The sequence below is a fragment of the Paenarthrobacter sp. YIM B13468 genome, assembly GCF_042788025.1.
GTDB classification, from domain to species: Bacteria; Actinomycetota; Actinomycetes; order Actinomycetales; family Micrococcaceae; genus Arthrobacter; species Arthrobacter aromaticivorans.
The window spans coordinates 238,680-263,318 of record NZ_JBHZPI010000003.1 but is presented as its reverse complement, the minus strand read 5'-3'; the positions used below and the strand labels follow the sequence as shown (position 1 = coordinate 263,318).

The following is a 24,639-nucleotide window of genomic DNA, read 5'->3' as shown; positions in this document are numbered from 1 at the left end:
ACGGATCAGGAAAGCCGAGTAGCGAGAAGCCAGTCCATGGCCTCGTCGCGGGAAGTGAAGTACCGAGTGGGACACGGGAGTGTGCGCTGCGCCATGGCAAAGTTGGCAATGACACGATCGAGTGGACTTGAACCAAGCAGCGCAATCCGCGAAGCGGCACACTTCACGCTGAAAACGGACCTGGCGTGGCGGGTCACCGCTTGGGTGTTCGCTATGTCGATCAACATCGGGTATTCCACACCGTCGGCAAGCTCATTTACCTTCGCCATCGCCCCTTGTACATCGGGAGCCTCCAGAACAGTCCCTGGCTTCCACACAATCCGGAGAACTCCTCCGGCAGCCAATTCCACGGTGCCTTTGCCGCCGTCAACCATGATTGGTTTCATCATTTGCTCCCCCAGCATCTTGTTGAAGCCAAGACTAACTGCCTGCTTGAAGATGCGTACAGAAGTTATGCAGAAAGTTGGCAGGGTGCCATTACCTTGGAATCGAGACGCTTCTGGTGGGACACCACTCTCGGCTCGGGCGTCAGTTTCCGAAGTCATCTGCGTCGGCAATGCTTCTCGATAAGGACTTGGTTGTTGGCGTGGCTCTTTGAGGCCACGTTGAGGCCGTGACTACTTGATCACCTCCACAGAAGGAGCGCCTCGCCCTGGCCTCCGCCGCCGCACAGCGCCACTGCCGCTTTGCCGGTGCCGCGACGTTGCAGCTCGTACGCTGCGGAGACCACCACCCGCGCGCCGGAGGCACCAATGGGATGGCCCAAGGCGATCGCTCCCCCGTTGATGTTGACCCTGTCCATGCCGATCCTCAGCTCCGCCGCCGCATGCAGGGCTACCGAGGCAAACGCCTCGTTGATCTCCACGAAGTCCAGCTCGTCCGTACTCCACCCTTGCCTCTCAAGCGCTGTTGCGATGGCACGGGCGGGCTTGTCAGGCAGCGAGGTATCGGGGCCAGCTGTCTGTCCCGGGGCGCCCAGCACTGCCATGATTTTGAGACGGTGGGCTTCTGCATAGCTGCGCGTTGTGAGGACGACGGCGGCAGCGCCGTCATTGAGCGGGGAGGCATTGCCGGCGGTAATGGTGCCCTTCGGGGAGAACGCAGGCCTCAGCTTGCCCAGCGACTCTGTGTTGCTGTCCGGACGCACACCTTCGTCTGTGTCTACCAGCTCGGACTCTCCGCGCCGCCGGGGCACTTTGACCGGAGAGATTTCCTGGTCGAATACCCCCGCCGTCTGGGCGGCCGCTGCCCGTCGGTGAGAGTCAGCTGCCACCCTGTCCTGATCGGCGCGGGGAATCCCAAGGGCGTCATTGGCGCTATCCGTGGCCAGGCCCATGGCCTCGTGGTCGAAGGCATCGGTGAGTCCGTCGTGGGCAGCTGAGTCGATCAACGTGGTGTTTCCGTAGAGATGCCCGGCGCGGGACCCTGGCAGCAGATGCGGGGCATTACTCATGGATTCCTGTCCGCCGGCAACCACGACCGCGGCTTCACCGAGACGTAACAGCCGGCTCGCCTCAATGATTGCGCTCAGCCCGGAGAGGCACACTTTGTTGACGGTGACGGCGTGCGCGCTCAGCGGAATACCGCCGGCGACGGCTGCCTGGCGGGCAGGATTCTGTCCTGCTCCGGCCTGGAGCACGTGTCCCATGATGACGGCGTCGACATCCTTAGGGTGCACGTTGGCCCTTTCGACAGAAGCACCGATTGCGGCACCACCGAGTTCGGTTGCGGACAGCGGGGCAAGCTGACCCATCAGCCGCCCTTGCGGCGTACGGGCGGCCCCGACGATGACGACATCTAGTTGGGGGTTCATTTTCTTCTCCTCGGACGGGGACGGCAGGACGGAAGGACCGGGACGCACGTATGGCGGCCCGGATGTTGATCAGGACGGCCTAGCTAACGGCGGAAACGGGGACGCGCATCCCGGGATGGAAGGTACTGCCAGCCTCCCGATCCAGAAGGGGTGTCAGGCCGCCGGTGTGAAAGGGATAGTTGGCGCCGAGGACCATGCAAAGATCGATCTGTTCGGCTCCGGCAACGATTGACTCTTCGAGCATCGCCGTCACTTCCTGGGCCAGCGCCGCCAGCACGGTCGTGCGGACCACCCCGGAATCCGTCGGGTGGGCCGGCGGCAGGAGGGCGGCGGCGGCAGGCGAGAGTCCGCCGTCGTTGTCAAGGTAGCCCGGGAGCCCTGCCGCCACCACAGCGGTCAGGCTGCGGCTCACGCCAAAGCGTTCCGGATACGCCCGGTTCAGGGTCTCGCAAATGTGTAGCTGCACGCCCGGGCCGATGTACTGGAGAAGTTGCAGCGGAGTCATGGGCAGTCCCAGTGGTTCCAAGGCGCGGTCCACAATACCGGGGTCGCCGCCGTCGTCAATCAGTGACAGCACTTGGTCAATGAGCCGCGTCAGCAAGCGATTCACCACGAATCCGGGAGTGTCCTTGACGAGCACGGCTGTTTTCTGAAGTCGTCCCGCCAGGTCAAATGCCGTGGCCAGCGCCTCTTCGTCTGTGTGTTGTGTCGCGACTATTTCTACGAGCGGCAGCACGGCCACTGGATTGAAGAAATGGAAGCCAATGAGTCGCTCGGGGTGGTTCAGAGTGGCACCCATGGCCTCGACCGACAGGGAGGACGTGTTGGTCAACAGCAGCGCGTCTGGCCGGATGAGCGGTTCGACTTCTGCAAACACAGCGCGCTTAAGATCAAGTTCTTCGAAGACTGCCTCAATGACCACATCGCAGTCCGCCAATACCGCCTTGTCCGTCCCGCCGGTGATTAGGGCGAGAATGTCGTCGGAGTCCTCAACCGCGAGGCGGCTGGCGGAAACCTGTTTGTCCAACTGGACACCGATCCGGCCCAACGCGGAATCGACGCGTTCCTGGGACAGATCCGTGATTCGCACCGGGAGGCGCAGCTTTTGCGCGAAGATCAGCGCGAGCTGGCTGGCCATCAGCCCAGCTCCGATAACGCCCACGGATCGAACCGGGAGGGGCTCAACAGCTGGCCTGCCCGTGGGCTTCTTCACCATGGACTGTGTGACATGGAATGCATAAATGCTCGCTCGGGCCTCATCGGAGAGCAGCAGTTCGCCGAACGCACGAATCTCTGCCGCTGATCCCGTGGTGCCGCGCGGCGTTCGGGCTGCCGCGGAGATCAGCTCCAAGGCACGATAGGGAGCGGGGGCAGCGCCATGGAGGCGCGCATCCAGCTTCTTGCGCATCGCGTCCAGGGCCGTGAAACGGGCGACGGCGCCAAAAGGCTTCCGTTCTTTGTCTGGGCCCATGTGCGCTGTGGCTGAATCCGTTCCGGAGAGGATGCCGACCGCGAAGTCCAGCGAGGCTTGCAGGAACCAGTCCCCCGGGAGCATGCGATCGACCAAGCCAATGTTGGCCGCCGCCTGCGAAGAGAGCGTCCTGCCCGCGAGCGAGTCCGTGACCACCAGACGTGCCGTGAGGTCCGGGCCAAGGAGTTCCACTGTGCGCCGAATACCGCCCCAGCCCGGAATCAGGCCGAGCCGGACTTCCGGAAAACCCAGTGCCCGTGCAGAGTGGGCGACAGTGCGGTAGTCGGCATGCAGTGCCAGTTCCAGCCCGCCGCCCAACGCGACGCCATTGATGAAGGCGAACGTTGGAACAGATAGCGCGGCCAGGCGACCCAACGCCGTTAGGCCTTGGCGCGCCACATCCTCGGCCTGTTCCAGGGTGGTGAGTGCTGTCATCACTTTCAGGTCTGCTCCGGCACAAAACACCGGGCCTTGACCGGTGACAGCAACTGCGTCAACCCTGGAGAGGTCCAAGGAGTTCAACGCGGCCTCGAACCCGGCCAACGATGTCGGCCCCATGGTCACAGGGCGATGCCCGGAGTTCGTCAAAGTCAGAAGTGCAAAGCGGAGTCCAGCATGGTCAATGTAGGTGGTGGAAGTCGTAGTGACTGACTTCCCGGACTCTTGAGGTACCTCGATGCGGGTAGCTGTTTCCATGGCTACGAAAAGCTCGGGATGCCAGTGATCGCACGGCCCATGATCAGCGTGTGAACCTCGTCTGTACCCTCGTAGGTGCGCACGCTCTCCAGATTGTTGGCATGGCGCAGCGGTGAATACTCAAGCGTGATCCCGTTTCCGCCAAGGATGGTGCGGGCAGAACGGCAGATCTCGATCGCTTGGCGGACGTTGTTGAGTTTGCCGAAGGAAATCTGCTCGGGGCGCAAGCGTCCAGCGTCCTTGAGCCGCCCTGTCTGAAGGGCAACGAGCGTTCCCTTCTGGATTTCCAGGACCATGTCAACGAGCTTTTGCTGGGTGAGTTGAAACGAGGCGATCGGTTTGCCGAATTGTGTGCGCTCCTGCGCGTATGCCAGAACACTCTGGTAGGCGTCCCGGGCCGCACCCATCGCGCCCCACATGATGCCGTACCTCGCCTCGTTGAGGCAGGAGAACGGACCACGGAGGCCGACCACGCCCGGTAGTACGGCACTTTCTGGCAGTTGAACGTTCTCAAGGGTGATGTCGCACTGGATCGACGCCCGCATGGACATCTTCTGGGATATCGGAACGGCGGAGAAGCCCGGCGTGTCGGTGGGGACGACGAAGCCGCGGATGCCGTCGTCGGTCTTCGCCCAAATGATCGCGACGTCGGCGATGGATGCGAGGCCTATCCAGCGTTTCGCTCCGTTGAGGACCCAGCCCAATTTTCCTCGAACGGCCCGGGTGACCATCCCCGCGGGGTCACTGCCGGCAGTGGGCTCGGTGAGGCCAAAACAACCGATTAGTTCCCCGGCCGCCATGCCCGGCAGCCATTGTTGCTTGTGCTGCTCCGAGCCGAACTTGGAGATCGCGCTCATGGCGAGAGAGCCTTGCACTGACACAAAAGTCCGGATGCCGGAGTCACCGGCTTCAAGTTCCATTGCGGCGATCCCATATTCGACCGCGCTGCGGCCGCCACAGTCGTAGCCGCTCAGGTGCATTCCCAGGAGGCCCAGGCTCCCCATTTCCTTGACAAGGTCCTGTGGGAATACAGCGTCCTCGTACCAGGAATTGATGTTGGGACGGATCCGGTCATCGACGAACCGGCGGACCTGGGTGCGCAGGTCAAGCTCCTGCTCCGTAAGCAGGGAGTCGATGTCGAGGTAGTCGGTGGCAAGGTCGGTCACGTGTGTGCTCCCATTGGTTGATGCTGGCATTTGCTCTTTTGGTCCAGATGTTGCGGTAGCTTCGTTGTTGTGGGTCCGTGAAGCCAGGCGGACACTTCCTCAGCGTCCTGGCCGAGCCGTGGCGGCCGGCGGTGGTAAGAGACGGGCGTCTCTGACAGGCTGATCGGATTGGCCGGCAGGCTGACGGTGTCGGTTCCTTCCCCGACGTCGACGCGGGCGTTCAGTCCGAGTCGGCCTGCCATCGCGAAGGCGCCAGCAATGTCATTGACGGGACCGCAGGGGACCGCGCAAGCCGACAGCTCGCGGTACCAGTGCTCTGCGCTTTGACCCATGGTTTGCGCACTTATTGCCCGATCGAGTTCTTCGATGTGGGCCACGCGCGACGGATTGGTAGCGAAACGGGGCTCTTCGGCGATATCAGGGATTCCGAGTGCAGAACATAATTGGGCGAACTGCCGGTCGTTGCCTACGGCGATGACGATTTGCCTGTCTGACGCCGGGAACAGCTGGTAGGGCGCGATCGAAGGGTGCCGGTTACCAATGATGCCCGGAACGAAGCCGCCGGCGGTATAGCCAACGCTCTGGTTGACCATACTGGATAGCAACGTACTCAGTAGGTTCACTTCGACGAGTTGGCCCCGGCCTGTGGACTCTCGAGCCCTGAGGGCGGCCAGCACGCCAATCGCCGCATGCAGCCCGGTCAGCACATCTACCAAGGCGACCCCTGCTTTTACAGGTTCGCCCGGCCCAGTACCGGTCACGCTCATTAGTCCTCCAACGGCCTGCACCAGGAGGTCGTAGCCTGGCAGGGCTGCTGCGTCATCACTCGAACCGAACCCCGTGATGGAGCAATACACCAGCTGTGGGTTAATCTCTGCGACCTGGTCGTAGGACAAGCCGTGCCGGGCCATGGTGCCTGGACGGAAGTTTTCGATCAGCACGTCCGCGCGCCGGATAAGCTCCACCAGGTCCCGATGGTCGGCAGGGTTGGCCATGTCAGCGGTGAATGATCGCTTGTTGCGGTTCACTGATAAGAAGTATGTAGCTTCATGATCGTCGGTAAACGGCGGGCCCCATTGCCGGGTGTCATCACCTAGGCCGGGCCTTTCAATTTTGATGACATCGGCGCCAAGGTCACCGAACAACATTGTTGCGTAGGGTGCTGCCAGCACCCGGCTGAAATCGGCAACGAGTATCCCGGTCAGTGCGCCAATTGGCTGCTCCTGGAAATCGGCGTCAGTCATGTGGTTCTCCTTTCGGTCGAATCACAGGGATCAATGGGCGGCCGCGCGCGGTGCGTTATTGAACAGCGATGTCTGAACGATCAGCATGATGGCGGCCGCAGCCAGCGGTAGTACGGTGACTTGCAGCAGCCCGGCTCCCTGCCAACCGAATTGAGGCACCAGCGCTGCGAACAGCAGGCCGGAAAAAGCTGCGGAGCCGTAGTAGCAGGTGACGAACAGCCCGGCGGCTCGCCCCACTTGGTGGGGACGGACTGCCCTTTGGATCACGCTGTTGGTGTTGGGGAAGAAGACTCCGGTCCCGAACACGCCCATGAGGCAAGCGAAGACGCACTGCCACGCGAAGGTTGCCTGCACTACGTAGATGAGCACGCCGAGAACAGCCATCACGGCCAGGGATACGATCAACAGGATTCTCTGGTTGATCCGGTCACCGATCCAACCACCGAGCAGGCCCGCCAGACCACCCACACCGACAAAGCTCAGCGCCAGCGCTGATTCCCCGGTGGATACGCCCAACTGCGTGGTCAGGAACGTGGGATACAGACCCAGGAATCCATATAAGGCGAGGGCCCCGCATCCGGAAGCTGCAGCGATAGCGAGTGAGTTACGGTTGTAGGCCTTGGCCGGCATGTAATCGTAGGAACCCTCCACGCCGGTGGTGCTGATAGCTTGCTCAGTGAATTTGCGGCTGACGGTGAACATCGCTGTCACTGCCAGAACCAGGCCAAGAAGTCCGAAGATGGTGAACGGGGCCCGCCACGTTCCAAATTGGCCAGCGAACATAATGCCGAGTCCGGGCCCGAAGGTTGCGCCCAAGCCAAATGCGAAGCCCAGAATCCCGAGGGCAAGGCCACGACGGTGGTGGAAGAACGCGCCAACAGCTGCGAACAGGGCTGCGGCTTGCATCCCCTCGCCGAGCCCGGAGATGATCCGGTACACGGCCATGTCTCCCCACGATGTTGCGAGCGGGGTAGCCAAGGTACCTAGTGAGTAAATCGCGATGCTGACCAGCAGGACGGCTTTACGCGAGAACCGCTCCACGAGGAAACCTGCGGGAATTCCGGCGACAGCCATACCCAGGGTAAATACCGTGGCCAGAAGTCCACCTGTCTGGAGGTTGAAGCCGTACTCTTTTGCGATCGTGGTCATGAGGGGCGCGAAGACCTGCCGGTCCATGGCGTTGAGCATGAAAGTGATGGCCAAGACCCCCAGCGACACGGCAGCAATGAGGTTCGTTGCCATGCCCTCGGGGTTGTTCTTGACCCTGGATGGGGCCGGACTGGCCGGGATGGCATCCACGGAGATAGCGTCCATCGGCTCAGGGTAGGTGGGGACTGCGTGCTTAACGCTGGAAGCCGCCGTGCCAGGGGCGCTCCCGGAACTGGAAGTATTTGGATGGGACATCATTGTCTCCTTGTAGAGGACTGGCGTTGTATGGGGCTTGCGTTGTATGTGGCTTGCATCAGCGGAGTGCCTGGCTGCAAGGGCCAGTTCGGAATGCTTGAAGTGGGCCAACCTGTAACGCAGGAAGGGGTTGGCTGCGCAGAAAGGCGGTGGGAACTTTCTGCGATTCGATGTAGTGCTAACGATAGCACCGAGTGGCATCGAGTCAAGAGCGCTTACGAAAATTGCCATCAAGAAGTTTTGAAACCAGCAAGAATCCAATGATTACACTCGCATTGGGAGCCAACGACAAGGGGCTTACATTTCTTCGACACAATGGATTCCCCTTGACGTCGCAGACAGCCGTGCTATCGTTAGCATCAAGCCAGGGGGTTTGGGCTACAAGTCAAACCACCGAAAGCAATGACCCACGAAGAGATTTGCCCAGGAGGAACGATGGTTACGACCAAGGATATCGCTGCGCATTTGCAACTATCCGTCTCTACGGTCGGCCGCGCACTGGCCGACGACGCCCGCATCAGCGAGCAGACCAAGGTGCGTGTCCGCCAGGCCGCTTCGGAGCTTGGCTACGTCGGTAACCGGGCGGCCAGGATGATGCGTGGCGCCTCAAGCAACGTCGTCGGGCTTGTCATCCCGGATGTCCGCAACAGCTTCTACTCGACCATCGCCCACGAGTTGTCCGCGATCATGGCCGGGGAGGAGTATCAGCTGATGCTCGCGGAGACGTTCGATGATCGCCTGATCGAGCGGCGGCACCTCCGTGAGTTGTCCGCCAGTCACGCAGCAGGAGTGGTGATTGCACCGACACCCAACCCCCACGGGGACTCGGTCAACCTGCTACGGGGCATGCCGCACGTCCAATTGCTGCGCCGGCACGCATCCCTGGGCGGTCAATGGTTCGGCCTCGACGACCAGCGGGCGTTACAGGATGCCACGGCGCACTTGCTGGAACTCGGGCACACTCGGATTGCTTATATCGGCGCTTCCGAGGACCTGCCCACGGGCCGGGAACGGCTGGAGGGCTACACCCAGGCACTACTCGCCGACGGCATCCCGCCAGCCTCTGATCTGATCGAACTCGGGCCGCCTGCCTCACCGGAGCATGCCAAGGAAGCGATCCGCCGGCTGCTGAACCAGCCAACCCCGCCAACCGCCGTCGTATTGGGCTCCGTCCAACACACCGTTGGGCTGCTGGACGCCGCCCTGGAGATAGGAATCGAGGTGCCCAGTGAGCTTTCGGTCGTCGGGTTCGGCGATCAAAGTGGATTCTCCTGGTGGGGGCCTGGCCTCACCACCATCAGTCTCCCTATCGGAGACGTGGCTACCTCCTGCGGGCTTTGGTTCATCCGCAGGCTCAACAACCCGCCAGCCGGCAACGATCCCTATGAGTCCGTCTCGGCGGGCTGGCTCGTACCCCGCGGAAGCACCGCCGCGCCGCGGGCGGAATCGCGCAAGCGCTCCGCCTGACATCGTGACCACTACAAGAGATGCGCACCTTCTGCGCACGAAGATTAAAGGGTGCTGCCCCTAGCACCAATTGGAGAAAATATCATGCTGCCACCGGTCGACTTGCGCCCGCCGTTCAACATCAGCCGAACCAGCCATCTACGACTTAATGTCGCCGACCTGGCCGAGAGCCGTAAGTTCTACACCACGGTCCTGGGCTTGGTGGTAAGTGACGAGGACGAATCGACAGTTTACCTCCGCGGCCTGGCGGAGGCTTGTCACCACAGCCTCGTATTGGAGAAAAGCTCCGACGGCGGCACCGCCCGCAGGATTGGATTCCGAGTCTTTTTCGACGAGGACCTTGACGAGGCCTACCGCTATTTTCGTGACCGCGGCCTCCCCGCCGAGTGGGTGGAGATGCCGCATCAAGGCCGCACACTCCACGTTTCGGACCCTATTGGCACGCCATTGGAGTTGTGCGCAACAATGTCCACCCGGCCGCGCCTGCACATCAATTTCGAGCAATACCAGGGTGCCCATGCCCAGCGGCTGGACCACTTTCAACTGCTCGTCCCGGACGTCTATGAACTATGCGCTTTCTACAGCGGACTGGGGTTCCGCAACTCGGAGTACTTGGAGCATGGCGACGAGCTGATCGGTGCCTTCATGTACCGAAAGGGCACCTGCCTGGATCTGGCCATGGTGCCCGGCGACGGTCCCAGCCTTCACCATTTCGCTTACACCGTTTCCGAAAGCCACGATATCTTCACCGCCTGCGACTTCGCTGGAATCCTGGGTTACGGCGACGGGGTGGAACGCGGCCCGGGACGGCATGGACCCGGCGGCATGCTGTTCAGCTACCTTCGCGACCCGGACGGCCACCGCGTCGAAGTCTTCAACAGCCACTACCAGACTATCGACATCGAGACTGAACCTGTGCGGTGGGATGCCACGTCGGTCAGCACCAACGCCCGATGGGGACTCCCGGCCTTGGAAAAGTGGTACTTCGAGGCCTCTGCTTTCGTTGACGTCCCCTTGAAGTCTCCTGCCACTCCCCCATCCCCCATGACGCTGGAGAAGTTCCTGTCCAGCCCACAGCCTCGCTGATCCCAACCCGAACTGGAGTCCAATACATCATGTCCCGAGTTCCTTCCCTCTCCCGTGACCATGCCGCGTCGGCTGATCATCAGTCTCTATGGGACCGCCTCGAAGCCGAGCGCAAAGTACCTACGGCCAACATTTTCCGCACGCTGGCGAATGCGCCTGTCCTTTTAGATGCCTTCCTTTCCTACGCCAACGCCTTGCGTGACGGTTCCAAGCTAAGTCCGAAACTGCGTGAACTGGCGATACTGTCCGTCGGCCACGCCACCGGTTCCGAATATGAAATCGCCCACCACCAGTCGCACGGGCGCAAAGCCGGGATCACAGAAGAACAACTGGGGGCCGTTGCCTCCGCGGAGGATTCCGGGCTCTTCAACGAGGCAGAGCTTGCCGTCATTGCCCTTGCCAGGGAGTCCACGACGCATGTGCACGTATCGAGTGCTACGTGGGATGCTGCCGCTGCGCATCTGGACGACCAGCAGATGGTGGAGCTAACACTGACCATTGCCTGGTACAACTCGGGAGTTCGCGTCATGGGCCTTCTCCACATTGACCTGGAAGACAGCTACCGCAAGTAGCTTCCGGCCCCACCCCAACCAACCCCCTCTATTCAAGGAGCCCCGTCAATGACGATGATGCGCGCCGCACGACTGCACAAGATCGGCGAACCCATGTCGATCGACACCATAGAAGTACCAAAACCCCGGCCCACAGACGTTCTTGTCCGTGTCAAAGCTGTCGGCATCGTCCCGAACATGGCGAACGTCATTAACAGCTGGCCAACGTGGTTCCCACATCAACCCATCCCCGCCTTCCCCGCGATATTCGGGCTCGACCCCACTGGCGTAGTGGAGGAGGTCGGAGAATCGGTCATCAACGTCAAGCCTGGTGATCGGGTCTATGTGAGCCCTTTGCGCTCATGCGGCAGCTGTTATGCCTGTTCAGCTGGCACCCCCAGCCGCTGCCGGTACTACACACTCAACGGCTACTTCAGCACTTCCCGCGACGGCCAGCGGATTTTCGACCAGTATCCCTATGGCGGCTTCAGTGAATTCATGACTGCACCCCAACAGGCCCTGGTCAGGATCCCGGACAATCTACCCTTCGAATTGGCAGCCCGCTTTGGCTATATCGGCACAGCATACGGAGCGCTACGTCTGGCTGACGCGGGGCCAGGAACCGTTGCCTTGATCGACGGTATAACCGGGACACTGGGTGTAGCTGCCACTGTGCTCTGCCTCAGCATGGGCGTGGCCAAGATTCTGGGCACCGGACGAAATCAACAGTTGCTCGAGAGGGTGAAGGCACTCGCACCGCGCAGAATCGAAGTGCTGACGCTTGGCGAGAAGTCGAGTGGAGAATGGGCCAAGGAACGTACCCGCGGGGACGGCGCACACTTCGTCATCAGCGCACTCGGTGCCCGGGCCGATGCTGCGGCCATGGTCGACTCCATGAAGGGAGTCAGGCGGGGCGGTCGCGTCGTGAACGTCGGCGGGGTCTCCGAAGAGGTTCCTGTGGACATGAAATGGCTCATGGACGAGCAGGTTCAAATCATCGGCTCCAATTGGTTTACCGCAGCGCAGGGCCAAGAAATGGCGGACATGATCGAAACTGGAACGTTGGATCTGTCCTATCTGGAGACTGAGGCGTTTCCGTTGTCGGAAGTCAACACCGCAATCTCCGGTCGGCTGAAAGACCCTCGTGGCGGCTTCAGCAACTACATCGTTCTCCCCTAGCACGTAAGCGGTGCCGGTCATTCCCAGGAGCGACCGGCACCGCTTACGAATTACCCAACAGCACTCAGGCGTCGACGCCGGTGAGCACGAAAGCCACCGTCGCCGGCGCTTTCGTCTTGTTACGCCACGCATGCCGCGCCGCAACCTGGACGATGGTGTCGCCCGGCGTCAGCTGAACCTGGACTCCGTCGTCCAGTTCGAGCCACACCTCTCCCTCCAACACAACTCCATAGTCGATGCTGGGCGTTTTGTGCATGCCGTTGGGCTCGAATAGTTCAGCAAGATCCGGAGCGTAGGCCTCCAGTTCCTGCCCCGCTGCCAGCGGGTCAAAGTCCGGACTCATCACCACGGAATCGGGCGCGTAACGCACGATCAGGAAGCTTGCACCGCCCGGGCCGGGGACCACAGGACCGTGGTTGTTGGTCGGCTCGGCTTCAGGAGTCTGGCTTGTAGGCGTTCCAGCGGTGAACCACACCCTGATCTGCGATTGCCCCGGCATGCTCTCGAAGTCGTGGCTGTGGGGCACCACTCCGTCCGAGACCAACACCGACTTTCCTGCGGAGTCGGTACCCGTTACTACCCTGCGAACGCTCATTGTGGATCCTCTCGTCAGATTATGCCATCGTTAGCACTATCGCCCACGGCTGTTTTCCTGTCAATGCTGCGGCTTTGTACCGCCCCAGGCGATAGTCATGAAAATAGGTAGTGACCCGCCACCATCCCTGTGCTATCGTTAGCATTATGTTCGACGAAGATCATCAAGAACCTGGATTTGCGCCCACAGGAATCGTGCTCGCCCAAGCGGGACGGATGGAAGAGGCGACTGAGGTTTGGCTCGTATACCAAGGCCGAGCCCTCCCCCTGCGGGACTGGGCGCCGCAGTGGGACTGTGCGAGGTTCGCCTCAATCACTGAACTGATTGGGCAATGGAGCGATCATCACACCGAACTTCGGCGACTTACCGAGCTGCCGCAGACCGCACAAATCATCGCCGAAGCCGGTCTCTCCGTAGCCTCGCTCCGTTTCGAGGCCCCCCTCCGCCCCGCTCAACTCTTCTGCACTATCGGTAACTACAGGCGCCAGGTGGTGGAGGCCGCCGTCGACGCCGGTCTTCCGACCGAATCCGAGCGAGTGCGTGCCGCGACGCTGCAGGCGCTCGACCAGCGCCAGCTACACGGCTCGCCCTATATCTGCCTGACCAGCGTGGACCGCGTTGGAGCCCCGGTCGGAGAGCTGGGTCTGGATCCGGAAGTGGACACCTTGGACTGGGAAGTTGAGATCGGCGCCGTCATCGGCTCGCCCCTCTCGCGACTCACACTCCCCGAAGCGTCGGCAGCTATTGCCGGCTACTGCGTGGTCAATGACCTGACAATCCGATCACGCGTTGTCCGGCCTGACCTTCCAGCTCTGGGCAGCGACTGGGTGCAAAGCAAAGGCATGCAGGGATCGCTGCCCCTTGGACCTTGGTTCGTACCTTCATGGCAGGTTCAGGACCCTTCCGGCCTCCGGCTGCAGCTCTGGCTCAACGACACGCTGATGCAAGACGACACAGCAGCGGACATGGTCTTCACCATTCCCGAACAACTGCAGTATCTGTCCCAGCACACCAGGCTTCGCCCCGGTGACGTGCTGTGTACTGGCTCACCCGCCGGGTTCGGACTCCACCACGGCCGCTTCCTGCGGCCGGGCGACGTCGTCAAGGCTTCGGTAACCGGCCTGGGCGAGCAGATCATACGGTGTGCGGAGGTAGCTCCCGACCCGAATACATTCAATCCAACTCCGGCCGCACCGGCCGGACACTGACATAGGAGCACGCATGACACAGCAGCAAACCGTCCTGCTGACCGACCGGGCCTGGCCCGACGACAGCATTGAACGGGACATACTTGAAGAAGCTGGATTCCGCGTGGTTGCCGGCCCCGCCGACCCCGCGCCGGTGGAAGCCATCGAGGCCTTGGTCGCTGAGCACCAACCCGCCGCAATCCTCACCTGCTGGGCGACCGTGTCTTCGGAAGCGGTCTTGTCCTCTGCCCCCCTGCAGGTCGTCGCCCGTATGGGAGTGGGCCTGGACAACATCGCAGTACCTGCAGCTACGAATCGCGGTGTGCTGGTTACCAATGTCCCGGACTACTGTGTTGCGGAGGTCTCTGACCACGCCGTCGGACTGGCCCTCGCGTGGACCCGCGGCCTGGTTGCAGCCGACCGCGAGGTTCGCGCTGGCAAATGGAACCCGGCAGGGGCCCGGCTTCGCCGACTATCCACCCTGACCTGTGGCGTCATCGGTTACGGCCGGATTGGCAGGGCAACCGCTGCTAAACTCCGCGCACTTGGCGCCCGCGTGGTGATCAGCGACCCTCATGCCCCTGCAGATACCGACGGCATGGAGGCCATGCCCCTTGACGACCTTCTCGCGGCCAGTGATGTTGTTGTCCTGCACGCGCCTTTGGTCCCGCAGACCCATCACCTCATCGGCGAGAGGGAGCTGTCACTGCTTCCGCAAGACGCATTCGTGATCAACGTCAGCCGCGGCGGTCTGATCGACACCGCAGCGCTGGTGGCGTCATTGGAAAGTGGGCACATCAGTGGAGCGGGCCTCGACGTCCTGGAGGAAGAGCCGACGGTTCCCCAGGAACTACTGGCGCATCCCGGAGTCATCGTTACCCCCCACATCGCCTTCGCCTCCGACGCATCGGTTATTGACCTGCGTCGCAGTGCTGCTGAGGAAGTCGTACGCGTCCTGCGCGGCGAACCGGCACACTACCCGTGCAACACGCCCTCCCCTCTCACAACTGGAGTGTCATCTTGAGCGCAATCCAACAGGTCCACGGCCGCCAGATTTTCGACTCCCGTGGTCGCCCCACTGTCGAGGTCGAAATTGTCCTGGACAACGGCGCCTTGGCGCGTGCTTCCGTTCCCTCTGGCGCCTCCACCGGCACCCATGAGGCCCACGAGTTGCGCGACGGGGATGACTCGGTGTTCGACGGACTCGGTGTTACCGCCGCAGTCGAGCATGTGAACGGCGAGATTGCTGCAGCGTTGCATGGTCTCGCCATCGAAAACCAGCGTGCAATCGACGAGCGGCTGCGGGAACTGGATGGGACCCCGTCCCTGTCGCGCCTCGGGGCCAACGCCGTTCTCGGCGCATCACTGGCAGTCTGCCGAGCCTCCGCTGTGGCCAGCGGCCTACCGCTGTATCGACGGATCGCCCAGCTCGCCGGCACTGAGGAACCGGTTCTGCCGATGCCAATGGTCAACATTCTCTCCGGCGGTCTCCACGCCGGCCGTGGCATGGACGTCCAGGATTTCCTGGCCGTCCCGGTAGCAGCAACCTCAGCCCTCGAAGCGATCCACCTCACCTCCCGCGTCAGAACCGCCGCGGCCAGGCTTTGCGCAGACCGGGGGCTTCCAACCCTGCTGGCAGACGAGGGCGGTCTCAGCCCTGCCTGCCGCACTGCCGAGGAGGCCCTCGAGCTGATCACACTCTCGATTGAGGCGGCGGGCCTGCGGCCCGGCACTGACATCGCGATCGCCATCGATGTGGCTGCCTCCTCCCTCTTCGACAGGGACACAGGTGATTACCACCTGCGGCGACAGGAACGGCACGTCAGCACCGCGGATATGATAGACATGGTTTCCGCATGGGTGGATAACTATGCAATTGTGTCGATCGAGGACCCCCTCGACGAGGACGACTGGGCCGGTTGGGAGACATTAACCACGCGTCTGGGACACCGGATCAGGCTGATCGGGGATGACTTGTTCACTACCAACAGTTCACGGCTTGCCCAAGGAATAGCCCGCGGCGTTGCCAATGGCGTCCTGGTCAAGGTCAATCAGAACGGCACACTGACCGGCACATTGGACGTGGTCGCAGAGGCCCGCGCAGCAGGGTACGCCCCTGTTGTCTCGGCGCGATCCGGGGAGACCGAGGATGACTTCCTCGCGGACCTGGCCGTAGGAACCGCAGCGGGTCAGATCAAGATAGGGTCTGTCCGGAACTCGGAACGACTGGCCAAGTACAACCAGTTGGTCCGAATCGCCGAAGACACCACCCTTGGGTTCAGTCAGCTGCCTGCCTTGGGCTCCACCCCCGTGGCTGTCCGGTGAGCGCGTACGAGCCTGAGTCCCGTGTCAGGGAGTTCCTGCTCCACCACGGGCTCATGCAGCCTGCCGAAGCCGCTGTGCTCACGCCCCTTGCCGGTGGCGTGAGTTCGGACCTCTGGCGGGTAGACCTGCCCGGCCGTAGCCTCTGCGTTAAGGGCGCGCTGGCCAGGCTGAAGGTGGCCCAAGAGTGGCTCGCACCCACCTCGCGCAACCGCGTGGAATACGACTGGCTGCAGTTGGCCGGCACGATCACTCCAGGGCAGGTTCCGCAGGTACTCGCCTATAACGAGCAGGCCGGTCTCTTCGCCATGCAGTTTCTTCCTCCCGAGGACTATCCGGTGTGGAAGACGGAACTCCTCGCCGGGCACATTGAACCCACGGCCGCGTATGCAGTAGGAGACCTCGTTGGCCGGCTGCATGCAGCAAGCGCCAAAGACCCCTCCGCTGCGGCAAAGTTCGCCACAGACGATAATTTTGACGCTTTACGCATCGAGCCATACTTCCGGGTCACAGCCCGCGCAAACCCTGATCTTGATGATCGAATCGATTGGTTGGCTGCAGTTACCACCGGTACACACCTGGTGGTGGTCCACGGTGACGTCAGCCCCAAGAATATCCTTCTGGGACCGCACGGGCCTGTGCTGCTCGACGCCGAGTGCGCATGGTTCGGGGACTCGGCGTTTGACGTGGCGTTCTGCTTGAACCATCTCCTGCTCAAAGCGATGGTCCTCCCCGACCACATCGAGCAATTGCACCGGTCCGCCCAACTGCTGCTGGAGGGCTACATGCAGCACATCAATTGGGAACCGGCGGCTCACCTCATGGGACGCGTCGCGGCGCTCCTGCCGCTGCTCGCCCTTGCCCGGGTGGACGGCGCGTCTCCCCTGGAATACCTGTCGCCAGACCAACGGCATCACGTGCGGGACCTCGCGCGATCACGGATGGCACGTCCGATTCCCGCCATCGACGTCGTTATCGACGACTGGATGGTGGCAGCCCGAGCCACTACGGCAGGAGCGCCGCCGATCAAGGAGCCGGCACCGTGACGTTCTCGCTTGCGACCGCCCGGATTGACGGAACGCCGACACCAGTCCTTAGTCTTCCTGATGGGCGCCTTTACAGGATCGCCGACCTCTCCCCCGGCTTACTCTCCGACAAATCCCCAGCCGGGCTAATGGCTGTCTTCGAGAACTGGGAGACGGCCGAGCCGTTGCTGCTCGAGGCTGTTGACACCCTCCAAGAACGTGCTGTCCAGTCAGTCGACCCACCAGTGGACCTCGGAGACTGGCTTACGCCGTTGCAGTACCCGAGAAAGGTCATCTGCACTGGGGCGAACTACTACGACCATGTCATCAACGACGGCGGCCACGCGGGATTTTCGAAAGAGGACAACGTTCCTGTCTTCTTTCTCAAGCCACCCACCACGACGCTGGTGGGCCAGGGCCGTTCCGTCCGCTACCCGAACCAGACCGAAAAGTTCGATTACGAGCTTGAGTTGGCATTCGTCATCGGCAGGGCCGGCAAGAATATCCCCGTAGGCCGTGCTCGTGAACACATCGCCGGCTACACGATTGCGTTGGACTTATCCGCCCGCGACTGGCAGCGCCATCCCAAGCATCTGGTCAAATTCGACCTGTTTGGAGGCAAAGTGTTTGACGACAGCTGCCCGCTGGGTCCGGGGATCGTGCCGGCACGCTTCATCGACGACACCAACCTGCAGTTGCAGTTCCGGCTCAACGGCGAACTCCGACAAAACGCCAATACTTCTGACCTCATCTGGTCGGTGCCAGAGCTAATATCCCTGATCAGCGAACACATGACCCTTGAACCCGGTGATGTCATACTCACCGGAACCCCGGCCGGTGTAGGGCTCGCCACGGGCACGTGGATGAACGTCGGGGACCAGCTGAAGGGCGAGATCAGCGGCCTGGGGGCCATCAGCGTGGAGATCATCGACGGCGCCAATACCCAACCTCCGTCATCAAAGGAAAGACCATGAAAGCAGCAGTCCTCATACAGGCTGGAACCATGCCGGAGTACGCAGACTTTCCCGAGCCCCAAGCTGTCAGCGGCCATGTAGTCGTCGACATCGCTGCGGCCGGGGTCCACCACCTCGATCTTGCGAAGGCATCCGGTGCCTTCGGCAATCCGGGCACCCTGCCCTACGTCATCGGGGCAGACGGCGTGGGCCGGACCTCCACCGGGCGCCGCGTCTTCTTCACGGCACCGATTTCACCCTACGGCTCCTGGGCCGAGCGCACTTTGGTGCCCGAACAGGATTTGCTGGACCTCTCGGACGACATAGACGATGTCACCGCCGCCGCGCTCGGTAACACCGGGCTCGCCGCCTGGCTGGCACTCACTTGGCGGGCGAACCTTCAACCCGGCCAGAACGTATTGGTCCTTGGCGCGACCGGCGCACTGGGGTCGATCGCTGTCCAGCTCGCCAAAGCCCTCGGCGCAGCCACGGTGCTTGCTGTCGACCGGGATTCCGACCGGCTGGCCCTTTCCCGCCAAAGAGGAGCCACGGACACCGTCACCATCACACCGGACACCGACTTGGTGGAGGCCTTCCGAAACACCGTTGATGGGCGGGGCTTCGACGTCATCATCGATCCCGTCTGGGGCGAACCGGCACTCGCCGCCATGCGCGTGGCCGCACGGGGCGCCCGTCACATTCAGATCGGCCAGTCCGCGGCCCCAACCATCGAACTCCCTGCCGACATCATCCGCGCAGCACGCCTGGAACTGCTCGGCTTCGCCCACGTCGACCCACCGGCAGAAATCCGCCGAAACGCCTATCTGAAGCTCACCGGGCTTGCGGCCACGGGTGCCTTGAACGTTGATACGACTGTCCTGCCACTCGCCGATTGCCAGCAGGCATGGGAGATCCAGCAACAGGGCTCCCCGCGCAAACTCGTCCTTACCCCCTAGTCCCGGCGATTTAGTCCGGGCGATCAGGAGGAATCCAATGATTGGCCAGCCTACTCATTATTACGTTGAGGTCAGGATTACCGATGGTAACCAGCTACAAAACCAACTCAACGAAGCCATCGGGAACGCGATCCGGGAAGGCCTCATGAACCCTGGCCGCGGAGTGATGGTTACCCGTCATGACCTGCAGACGTTCTCGGTGGAGCTTACCCACGACGTTCCCTACGGAACGATCTCCGAGCGCGAAACGTCAGACCTCCATCCCGCGCCGCAAGCAGTCTACGAAAGCAGCCGACCCGTCTCCAGGAGTTTTTATGTACAGCGAACTCAACACACCATCTCCGAACCGGCGGATCGAGTCGGATCAGGAGGCCCACGAAGAAACCAACCGGATAATTGACCAGACGCCGAACGGTGAGGCCCTGATCGCGCTGCCATGGATCGGCTGGCACTACGTCAACGAAGTTCACCGTGGAAAATGATAAGCGACCCTCCGTCCGCGCCCCAGAGCGCAGTCGGGTTATTCCGAAGCCCCCTTCGGACTGGAGGCTTGCCTCAGGGGCAGCCTTTCGTGAACACGAGCGACGACGTGAACCCCTGCTTATGAAGCACTGGAAATACTTGTGGCCACATGAATTCATTGAACTCCGCCGTGGAAACACCGTGTTGGGCACGGGATACGTCGACGAAACGACCGACGACGCAAGCGTCATATGGATTCACCTCGCCAACGGTCGGGGCCGGATCCTGATCCATTACGACGACGGAATCGATATATGGCGCCTGGACGCCCGCATCAGTGGTCACCGAGGCCACTCCTAGATTCGGATGAGATATTCAGATTTACACCATCAAAGAGCGTTCCGAGTGCCAGTCTTTTGCTGGGTATTCAGCGCGATAGCAGCTCCTCCAAGGCATCCACCCCTGCCACAGCGCCTCCAGCGGCCGCATAACCGGCCGCGACACGACGCGCTCCCTCCGCCTTATCACGGGCCCTTTCGACCGCTTCCCTCAGCGCGTCCGGGGTGAGCTTCCTGGGGCTTAGCCGCACACCGGCGTCGGCCGCCAAAACCCTGGCCGCAACCTCGTGCTGGTCCCTCCCAAACGGAACCACCACTACGGGCACCCCTTTGGCCAGCGCCTTCTGGGTGGATCCCATGCCGCCATGGGTGATGGCGACAGCGGCCCTATCGAGCACCAGCGAGTGGGGCACGAAGTGCTCAACCCGGGCGTTGTCCGGAATGGCATGGATAGCGTTGGTGCCGGATGCCCGTGTGGCGCCTGCCGATCCGGCGTTGGCGGCCGGCAGCGTGGCTACGACAGTGTAGGGCTCTTTGGCGAGGGCCTCCAGGGCGGTACGCACCAGGTTTTCGTCCGCCTGATACTCCGAGGACGTCGTCACAAGCACCGCAGGGTTCTGCATTCCTTCGAGCCACGGCGGTGTACTGACAGGTGGTTCCCACGTCACGGAGCCGATCATTCGGATGCCCGGGGCCCAGTCGGGGTGGGCATACTCGAAGGGTTCCGCGGTGGTTACAAGCATCAGTGGGGCTGTCCGGAAAAAGGCGTCCGCAGTGCGCACCGGCGGTAGCTGCCCTCCAGAAACCTCTGCACGCAGGCGGTTCATCCCCGGCATCATCAACTTCTCGACGGCGCCAATCACCATGCGTCGGACGACGGCGTCACGGGCGCTTCCCAAAAGTCCTGGCATGGGAAGGAGCCCCGGACCGAAAGGCGGTGTCCCCTTGGACTGGAGAGGCGGGGTATAAGGGCTGAATGTCGCCCACGGAAGGCCGGAGTGTTCGGCAACAATGCGTGCACCCCAGGAATTGATATCGACGAGCGCAAGATCAGGGCCGACGTCGTCCATGGCTGCACGGAAGTCCGGCGCATCGAAGCGGGCGCGCGAGGTGAAAGTGTCAACGCTGGAGGCGAGGGCGTCTTTGGTCGACTTCGTGAGATAGTCCCGCGCTTCGATTTCGAGCAGCCGCTCGTCGACCGCTTCTGCGTGGAAGCCAAGATCCCGCATGGTTTGGACTTGTTTGGGGAGCGTTCGCAAGTGCACCTCGTGGCCCCGCGATTTCAGCTCCAACAGCAATGGAACCATGGGAAAAAGGTGGCCGATGGCGGGCGAAGAGTAGGCGAGGACGATGGACATCATGGTCTCCGGGTAAACGGCTCAAGCATCTCGAGCAGCGAAAGAGTGACCTGGTCGCGGCCCAGCCCTGCATCGTGGCGGAGGAGTTTCCAGGTGTAGACGTCGCACAGGGCGACGAACTGGGCAAGACGGCGATCGCGATCCGGCTCATTCCTGAGAAAGGGGTCAAAGACCCGTTCGCACCATTGCCGGTGCAGTTGCCGGCCCCCTTTCACGATTTCAGCCAGGACCGGTGACGAGCTTTCCTCGGCGAGCAACTTCAGCGCCAGTGCCCCCGTGGTTTCGTAATGTTCAATCAGATTTTCGACGGCGGCCCTCACGTCGCCCGCCGGAGCGGCGTCCCGCTGGGCCATCACCCGGGCGGATGCGAACTCTGCGGTGGCGTTGATCAGGCCCAGACGGTCCCCGAAACGGCGTATCACTGTTTGTACGGTGACCCCAGCCCGTTCCGCGGCAGCGTTGAGGGTGAGGTCGGAGAGCGGACCTTCCATGAAGAGGTCTTCGGTTGCCTGCAAGATGCGACGTCCGGTTTCCGCCGCAGAGGAGGCTCGTTTACTCATGTTGTAGGAGCGGCTCTCCGTCCCACTGAATTTCATGTTAATCAGACTAACTTGAAATCCGCTGGAGGTCCAGAGTGTTTGCAGCGTATGGGTGCCGCGATGATGTCGCCCCACCCTTGACGCCGCCCGCCCTTACGTGAGATCGTCATCACATCAAACTGGATCCAATCATTAACAAATGAGATCCAATCCATATTAACCCGAGCCAGTTTGCAGCCTTTGGGCCTTGCGGCATGCCAGATGTTCCTCCGCTTGCCGCGGCCTCCCCAACCAATGGCCTAGTAGGAGTCCCATGCCATCCCCAGACCTCACCAAGCTCTCCAGGAATGACTCGACAATCCAGCAAAACAGAGGCGGCCCGAAGCTGTCCGAGCTAAGCGGCCGCGTGCTCTTCTTTCTGCTGGTCCTGGATCTCTCGTATTTCATCAATGCCATGGACAGACAGGTCTTCGCCGTCCTTCTGCCGGATATCAAGGCGACTTATGGGCTCACCGGTGGCGAGGCGGGCATCATCGCGACCATTTTCACACTTGGCATGGGGCTGGCTGGGGTTCCCGCTGGTTACCTGGCCGATCGATTCGGTCGTAAAAAGGTGGTTCTCATTAGCCTCCTGATCTTTTCGGTCAGTTGTGCCCTCCAGTCAGTGGCCGCAGGAACACTGGACATGGCACTATGGCGAATCCTTTCTGGCGTAGGCGAAGGAATGCAGGTCGCTGCACTCTTTGCGGCAGTAGGGGCATACTTCACTCGTCACCGCGGTTTCGCGCTTGGCTCTATCAGTGCAGCTTTTGGCTTGGGTGGTTTTACCGGCCCGTTGCTTGGCGGTGCCATCGTTTCGGCAACGGGCGACTGGCGCATTCCACTCATCCTGTTCGGTGCAATTGGCATCCTTATCCTTTTCCTGGTTTTGGCACTTGTGCCCAAATCCTTTACAGAGGTTGGTCGTGGGGATTCATCATCGAGCTCGTCGTCGGAGATGACCACTGGCCTGCGGTTCTTCAACCGGCGAGTCCTGTGCTGTGTCGTCGTGGCCATTGCGGGAGGTTTTGCAATCTACGGGTACTTGGGGCTGTACCCCACCTATCTACGGGAGACACTGGGATTCACGCCTGCAGAAGCTGGCTGGGCAGCGAGCATGTTTGGAATCGGCGCCCTCGGAGCCCTTGTTGGAGGCGCGATCGCAGACCGTGTTGACCAGCGATTGCTTAACGTCGTGGGTTTGCTTTCCATAATGGTCCTGGGAGTAGCCATATTTGGCTTCGCTGCCTCGCTGGCAGTTCACATGATCTTCTCGGCACTGCTTGGCGTTGCCTTCAGCGGAGTTCTCATCACGAATACAAGCGCCCTAATGCAGCGATCTGTGGACCCAAAGTACCTCGGCCGAGTCAGCGGCCTAATGATCGCAGCAATGTATATACCCGCCAGCGCTTCCGGCTACTTCGTCACCTTCATGCAAAGCAGCGTGGGGTGGCAGACTGCCGGAATCATCCAATTGACGCTTATTCCAGCCATCGGCTTGATTGCCATGGCTGCCATGGGCAAGCTGCCTGCAGGCAGCAAGTCCTAGTACTCCCCTAAACGGCGTCTGCCTTCCTTGCGAAGGCAGACGCCATTTGGCGTTTCGCTTTGGCGACGGCCAGGACACTGGCGTACTTCGGACGAGCCTGGCCCTGACCTCCTCAACTTTTCGGAGCTATGGCCAATGGTGTCGAAACCATCCTCGTTTGAGGGGCAGTCCTGCAATCGGGCTGGTTGGATCTTCTGCTGCTACAGGGTCCACCGTATCGTCAGCCCCAATGACAAGGACTACGGAGGTCGAGGAGAGGTCTTCGTTGATCTCGTCCATCTCAATGTCTATATATACGGGACTTTCGCCGAGTTGTTTGGCGAGTTCTGCAATCGGGTATTGAGCCGGGGCTACGGCCATGCCATAGAGAGCTCCGAGGTCGAGGACGTTCCTGCCAGGCAGCATAAGCGGACATTGTTGAAATTGCGGCTGCGGTTTCCATTGCCTCGTCGAGGAGACATTCCTATGGGGCGACTCTGGCGACCAGTCTGATCCGTTCAGCCTCATCTGCATCGATCACGCGGCCCGTGAGGATCATTTCCATCGCCTTCGCCTTGCCTACGGCGCGGGTCAGCCTCAGGAGCAGGCTGAAATGTCGGCGAGAGTTGGCGATCAGGCATAGGCCACGCACTTTTTCGGTAGAGGCCGTTCTTCGGGTCCGTTGTATTCGCTGAGGGGGCGGATGAGGGAGTTCGAGGCGAACTGTTCCATGATGTGGGCGGTCCAGCCGGTGATCCGGCTGGCGACGAACAACGGGGTGAACGTCTGGGTGGTTCAAGCGCTCGGCATTGGCTCGGGTGGTCAGAATTAGTGCGGCTGCGCCGTCCGACAACGGTGATGCGTTGCCTGCGGTGATGCTGCCGCCGTCAGTAAACGCCGGGCGCAATTGTGATAGTGCCTCAATGCTGGCGTCGGGTCGGACTTGTTCATCGTTTACGATGAGTCTGCTCAGTCCCTTCCGCACAGGGATGGGGACGATCTCATCCTTGAAGAGCCCACTGGAGGAGGCCTCGGCGGCTCGGTGATGAGAAGCAACTGCGACGTCGTCCTGTGCGCTGCGTTCTACTGACAGACTTTGTTGATTGTTACTGCCGCCACTTCGGGTTCGACAGCTGTCAGGTGGGCCAGCTGGCCGTTCAGTTTGCCTTGCGGGGTGCGGGCCCCGCCAACTATCACGACGTCGTAGGGATGGGCTGGAGGGTAGGATGGCCGTGATTTCTGGGACATGCTTGGGTTCCT

23 protein-coding genes and 3 pseudogenes are annotated in these 24,639 nt (G+C 61.6%); 13 read left to right on the top strand and 13 right to left on the bottom strand.

What is annotated here, in order from left to right:
* Positions 1–5: 5 nt before the first annotated feature.
* The 6 genes from ACFX4T_RS04885 to ACFX4T_RS04860 all read right to left on the bottom strand — a co-directional run bounded on the left by ACFX4T_RS04885 (position 6) and on the right by ACFX4T_RS04860 (position 7,797).
* Complete coding sequence (locus ACFX4T_RS04885; protein ID WP_377650994.1) at positions 6–389, bottom strand: STAS/SEC14 domain-containing protein; 384 nt, start codon at positions 387–389, stop codon at positions 6–8.
* 236 nt (positions 390–625) lie between these two features.
* Positions 626–1,813 (bottom strand): acetyl-CoA C-acetyltransferase, encoded by a 1,188-nt coding sequence (locus ACFX4T_RS04880; protein ID WP_377650993.1) that lies wholly within the window; start codon positions 1,811–1,813, stop codon positions 626–628.
* A 79-nt stretch (positions 1,814–1,892) separates the two neighbouring features.
* Positions 1,893–3,980, bottom strand: a complete 2,088-nt coding sequence (locus tag ACFX4T_RS04875; RefSeq protein WP_377650992.1) for a 3-hydroxyacyl-CoA dehydrogenase NAD-binding domain-containing protein — start codon at positions 3,978–3,980, stop codon at positions 1,893–1,895.
* 2 nt (positions 3,981–3,982) lie between these two features.
* The gene (locus tag ACFX4T_RS04870) at positions 3,983–5,176 is read right to left on the bottom strand and encodes an acyl-CoA dehydrogenase family protein (RefSeq protein ID WP_377650991.1); all 1,194 of its coding nucleotides are present in this window, start codon (positions 5,174–5,176) and stop codon (positions 3,983–3,985) included.
* Positions 5,143–6,390, bottom strand: coding sequence for a CaiB/BaiF CoA transferase family protein (locus ACFX4T_RS04865; protein WP_377650990.1), 1,248 nt, complete (start codon positions 6,388–6,390; stop codon positions 5,143–5,145). The genes ACFX4T_RS04870 and ACFX4T_RS04865 overlap by 34 nt, the downstream gene beginning before the upstream one ends.
* Before the next feature lie 30 nt (positions 6,391–6,420).
* Positions 6,421–7,797, bottom strand: coding sequence for an MFS transporter (locus ACFX4T_RS04860; RefSeq protein WP_377650989.1), 1,377 nt, complete (start codon positions 7,795–7,797; stop codon positions 6,421–6,423).
* A 432-nt stretch (positions 7,798–8,229) separates the two neighbouring features.
* On the opposite strand from ACFX4T_RS04860, the gene ACFX4T_RS04855 reads away from it, so the two are divergent.
* From ACFX4T_RS04855 to ACFX4T_RS04840, 4 genes are all read left to right on the top strand, one after another.
* A complete protein-coding gene (locus tag ACFX4T_RS04855) occupies positions 8,230–9,261 on the top strand; it encodes a LacI family DNA-binding transcriptional regulator (protein ID WP_223945845.1) in 1,032 nt (343 codons plus the stop codon).
* Positions 9,262–9,345: 84 nt separating this feature from the next.
* Complete coding sequence (locus ACFX4T_RS04850; protein ID WP_216923743.1) at positions 9,346–10,347, top strand: VOC family protein; 1,002 nt, start codon at positions 9,346–9,348, stop codon at positions 10,345–10,347.
* 29 nt (positions 10,348–10,376) lie between these two features.
* The gene (locus tag ACFX4T_RS04845; RefSeq protein WP_377650988.1) at positions 10,377–10,919 is read left to right on the top strand and encodes a carboxymuconolactone decarboxylase family protein; all 543 of its coding nucleotides are present in this window, start codon (positions 10,377–10,379) and stop codon (positions 10,917–10,919) included.
* Positions 10,920–10,967: 48 nt separating this feature from the next.
* Positions 10,968–12,077, top strand: a complete 1,110-nt coding sequence (locus ACFX4T_RS04840) for an alcohol dehydrogenase catalytic domain-containing protein (RefSeq protein WP_223945841.1) — start codon at positions 10,968–10,970, stop codon at positions 12,075–12,077.
* Between the two features lie 64 nt (positions 12,078–12,141).
* Here the strand turns inward: ACFX4T_RS04840 and ACFX4T_RS04835 are convergent, their stop codons facing one another.
* Complete coding sequence (locus ACFX4T_RS04835; protein WP_216923740.1) at positions 12,142–12,672, bottom strand: cupin domain-containing protein; 531 nt, start codon at positions 12,670–12,672, stop codon at positions 12,142–12,144.
* 146 nt (positions 12,673–12,818) lie between these two features.
* On the opposite strand from ACFX4T_RS04835, the gene ACFX4T_RS04830 reads away from it, so the two are divergent.
* The 8 genes from ACFX4T_RS04830 to ACFX4T_RS04795 all read left to right on the top strand — a co-directional run bounded on the left by ACFX4T_RS04830 (position 12,819) and on the right by ACFX4T_RS04795 (position 19,937).
* On the top strand, positions 12,819–13,880 hold the full coding sequence (locus tag ACFX4T_RS04830; RefSeq protein WP_377650987.1) for a fumarylacetoacetate hydrolase family protein: 1,062 nt from the start codon (positions 12,819–12,821) through the stop codon (positions 13,878–13,880).
* A 13-nt stretch (positions 13,881–13,893) separates the two neighbouring features.
* Positions 13,894–14,883, top strand: coding sequence for a C-terminal binding protein (locus ACFX4T_RS04825; protein ID WP_377650986.1), 990 nt, complete (start codon positions 13,894–13,896; stop codon positions 14,881–14,883).
* Complete coding sequence (gene eno / locus ACFX4T_RS04820) at positions 14,880–16,184, top strand: phosphopyruvate hydratase (RefSeq protein ID WP_377650985.1); 1,305 nt, start codon at positions 14,880–14,882, stop codon at positions 16,182–16,184. The genes ACFX4T_RS04825 and eno overlap by 4 nt, the downstream gene beginning before the upstream one ends.
* Entirely contained in the window at positions 16,181–17,227 is a 1,047-nt protein-coding gene (locus ACFX4T_RS04815) for a phosphotransferase family protein (protein ID WP_377650984.1), read from the top strand. The genes eno and ACFX4T_RS04815 overlap by 4 nt, the downstream gene beginning before the upstream one ends.
* Positions 17,224–18,180 (top strand): fumarylacetoacetate hydrolase family protein, encoded by a 957-nt coding sequence (locus tag ACFX4T_RS04810; RefSeq protein WP_223945836.1) that lies wholly within the window; start codon positions 17,224–17,226, stop codon positions 18,178–18,180. Before ACFX4T_RS04815 ends, ACFX4T_RS04810 begins: the two co-directional genes overlap by 4 nt.
* Positions 18,177–19,115 carry a zinc-binding alcohol dehydrogenase family protein gene (locus tag ACFX4T_RS04805; protein ID WP_377650983.1) on the top strand — a complete coding sequence of 313 codons (939 nt, stop codon included), beginning with the start codon at positions 18,177–18,179 and terminating at the stop codon, positions 19,113–19,115. The genes ACFX4T_RS04810 and ACFX4T_RS04805 overlap by 4 nt, the downstream gene beginning before the upstream one ends.
* A gap of 314 nt (positions 19,116–19,429) precedes the next feature.
* Positions 19,430–19,597 carry a hypothetical protein gene (locus tag ACFX4T_RS04800; RefSeq protein ID WP_377650982.1) on the top strand — a complete coding sequence of 56 codons (168 nt, stop codon included), beginning with the start codon at positions 19,430–19,432 and terminating at the stop codon, positions 19,595–19,597.
* A gap of 121 nt (positions 19,598–19,718) precedes the next feature.
* Positions 19,719–19,937: a hypothetical protein gene (locus ACFX4T_RS04795; RefSeq protein ID WP_377650981.1), complete on the top strand. Its 219-nt coding sequence runs from the start codon at positions 19,719–19,721 to the stop codon at positions 19,935–19,937.
* Between the two features lie 67 nt (positions 19,938–20,004).
* Here ACFX4T_RS04795 and ACFX4T_RS04790 read toward each other — a convergent pair whose 3' ends face one another.
* Positions 20,005–21,276, bottom strand: coding sequence for a glycosyltransferase (locus tag ACFX4T_RS04790; RefSeq protein ID WP_377650980.1), 1,272 nt, complete (start codon positions 21,274–21,276; stop codon positions 20,005–20,007).
* Positions 21,273–21,869: a TetR/AcrR family transcriptional regulator gene (locus ACFX4T_RS04785; RefSeq protein ID WP_377650979.1), complete on the bottom strand. Its 597-nt coding sequence runs from the start codon at positions 21,867–21,869 to the stop codon at positions 21,273–21,275. Before ACFX4T_RS04785 ends, ACFX4T_RS04790 begins: the two co-directional genes overlap by 4 nt.
* 256 nt (positions 21,870–22,125) lie before the next feature.
* Between ACFX4T_RS04785 and ACFX4T_RS04780 the strand changes: the two genes are divergently transcribed.
* Entirely contained in the window at positions 22,126–23,400 is a 1,275-nt protein-coding gene (locus tag ACFX4T_RS04780; protein WP_377650978.1) for an MFS transporter, read from the top strand.
* Positions 23,401–23,547: 147 nt separating this feature from the next.
* Here ACFX4T_RS04780 and ACFX4T_RS04775 read toward each other — a convergent pair.
* The 4 genes and pseudogenes from ACFX4T_RS04775 to ACFX4T_RS04760 all read right to left on the bottom strand — a co-directional run.
* A pseudogene (locus ACFX4T_RS04775) lies at positions 23,548–23,766 on the bottom strand (NAD(P)(+) transhydrogenase (Re/Si-specific) subunit beta); the annotation flags it as partial.
* Positions 23,767–24,012: 246 nt separating this feature from the next.
* A pseudogene (locus ACFX4T_RS04770) lies at positions 24,013–24,171 on the bottom strand (citrate/2-methylcitrate synthase); the annotation flags it as partial.
* An 82-nt stretch (positions 24,172–24,253) separates the two neighbouring features.
* Positions 24,254–24,472: pseudogene (locus ACFX4T_RS04765) on the bottom strand (acetyl-CoA C-acyltransferase); the annotation flags it as partial.
* Positions 24,463–24,627, bottom strand: a complete 165-nt coding sequence (locus tag ACFX4T_RS04760; protein WP_377651007.1) for a hypothetical protein — start codon at positions 24,625–24,627, stop codon at positions 24,463–24,465. The gene ACFX4T_RS04760 and the pseudogene ACFX4T_RS04765, both read right to left, overlap by 10 nt.
* Positions 24,628–24,639 lie beyond the last annotated feature (12 nt).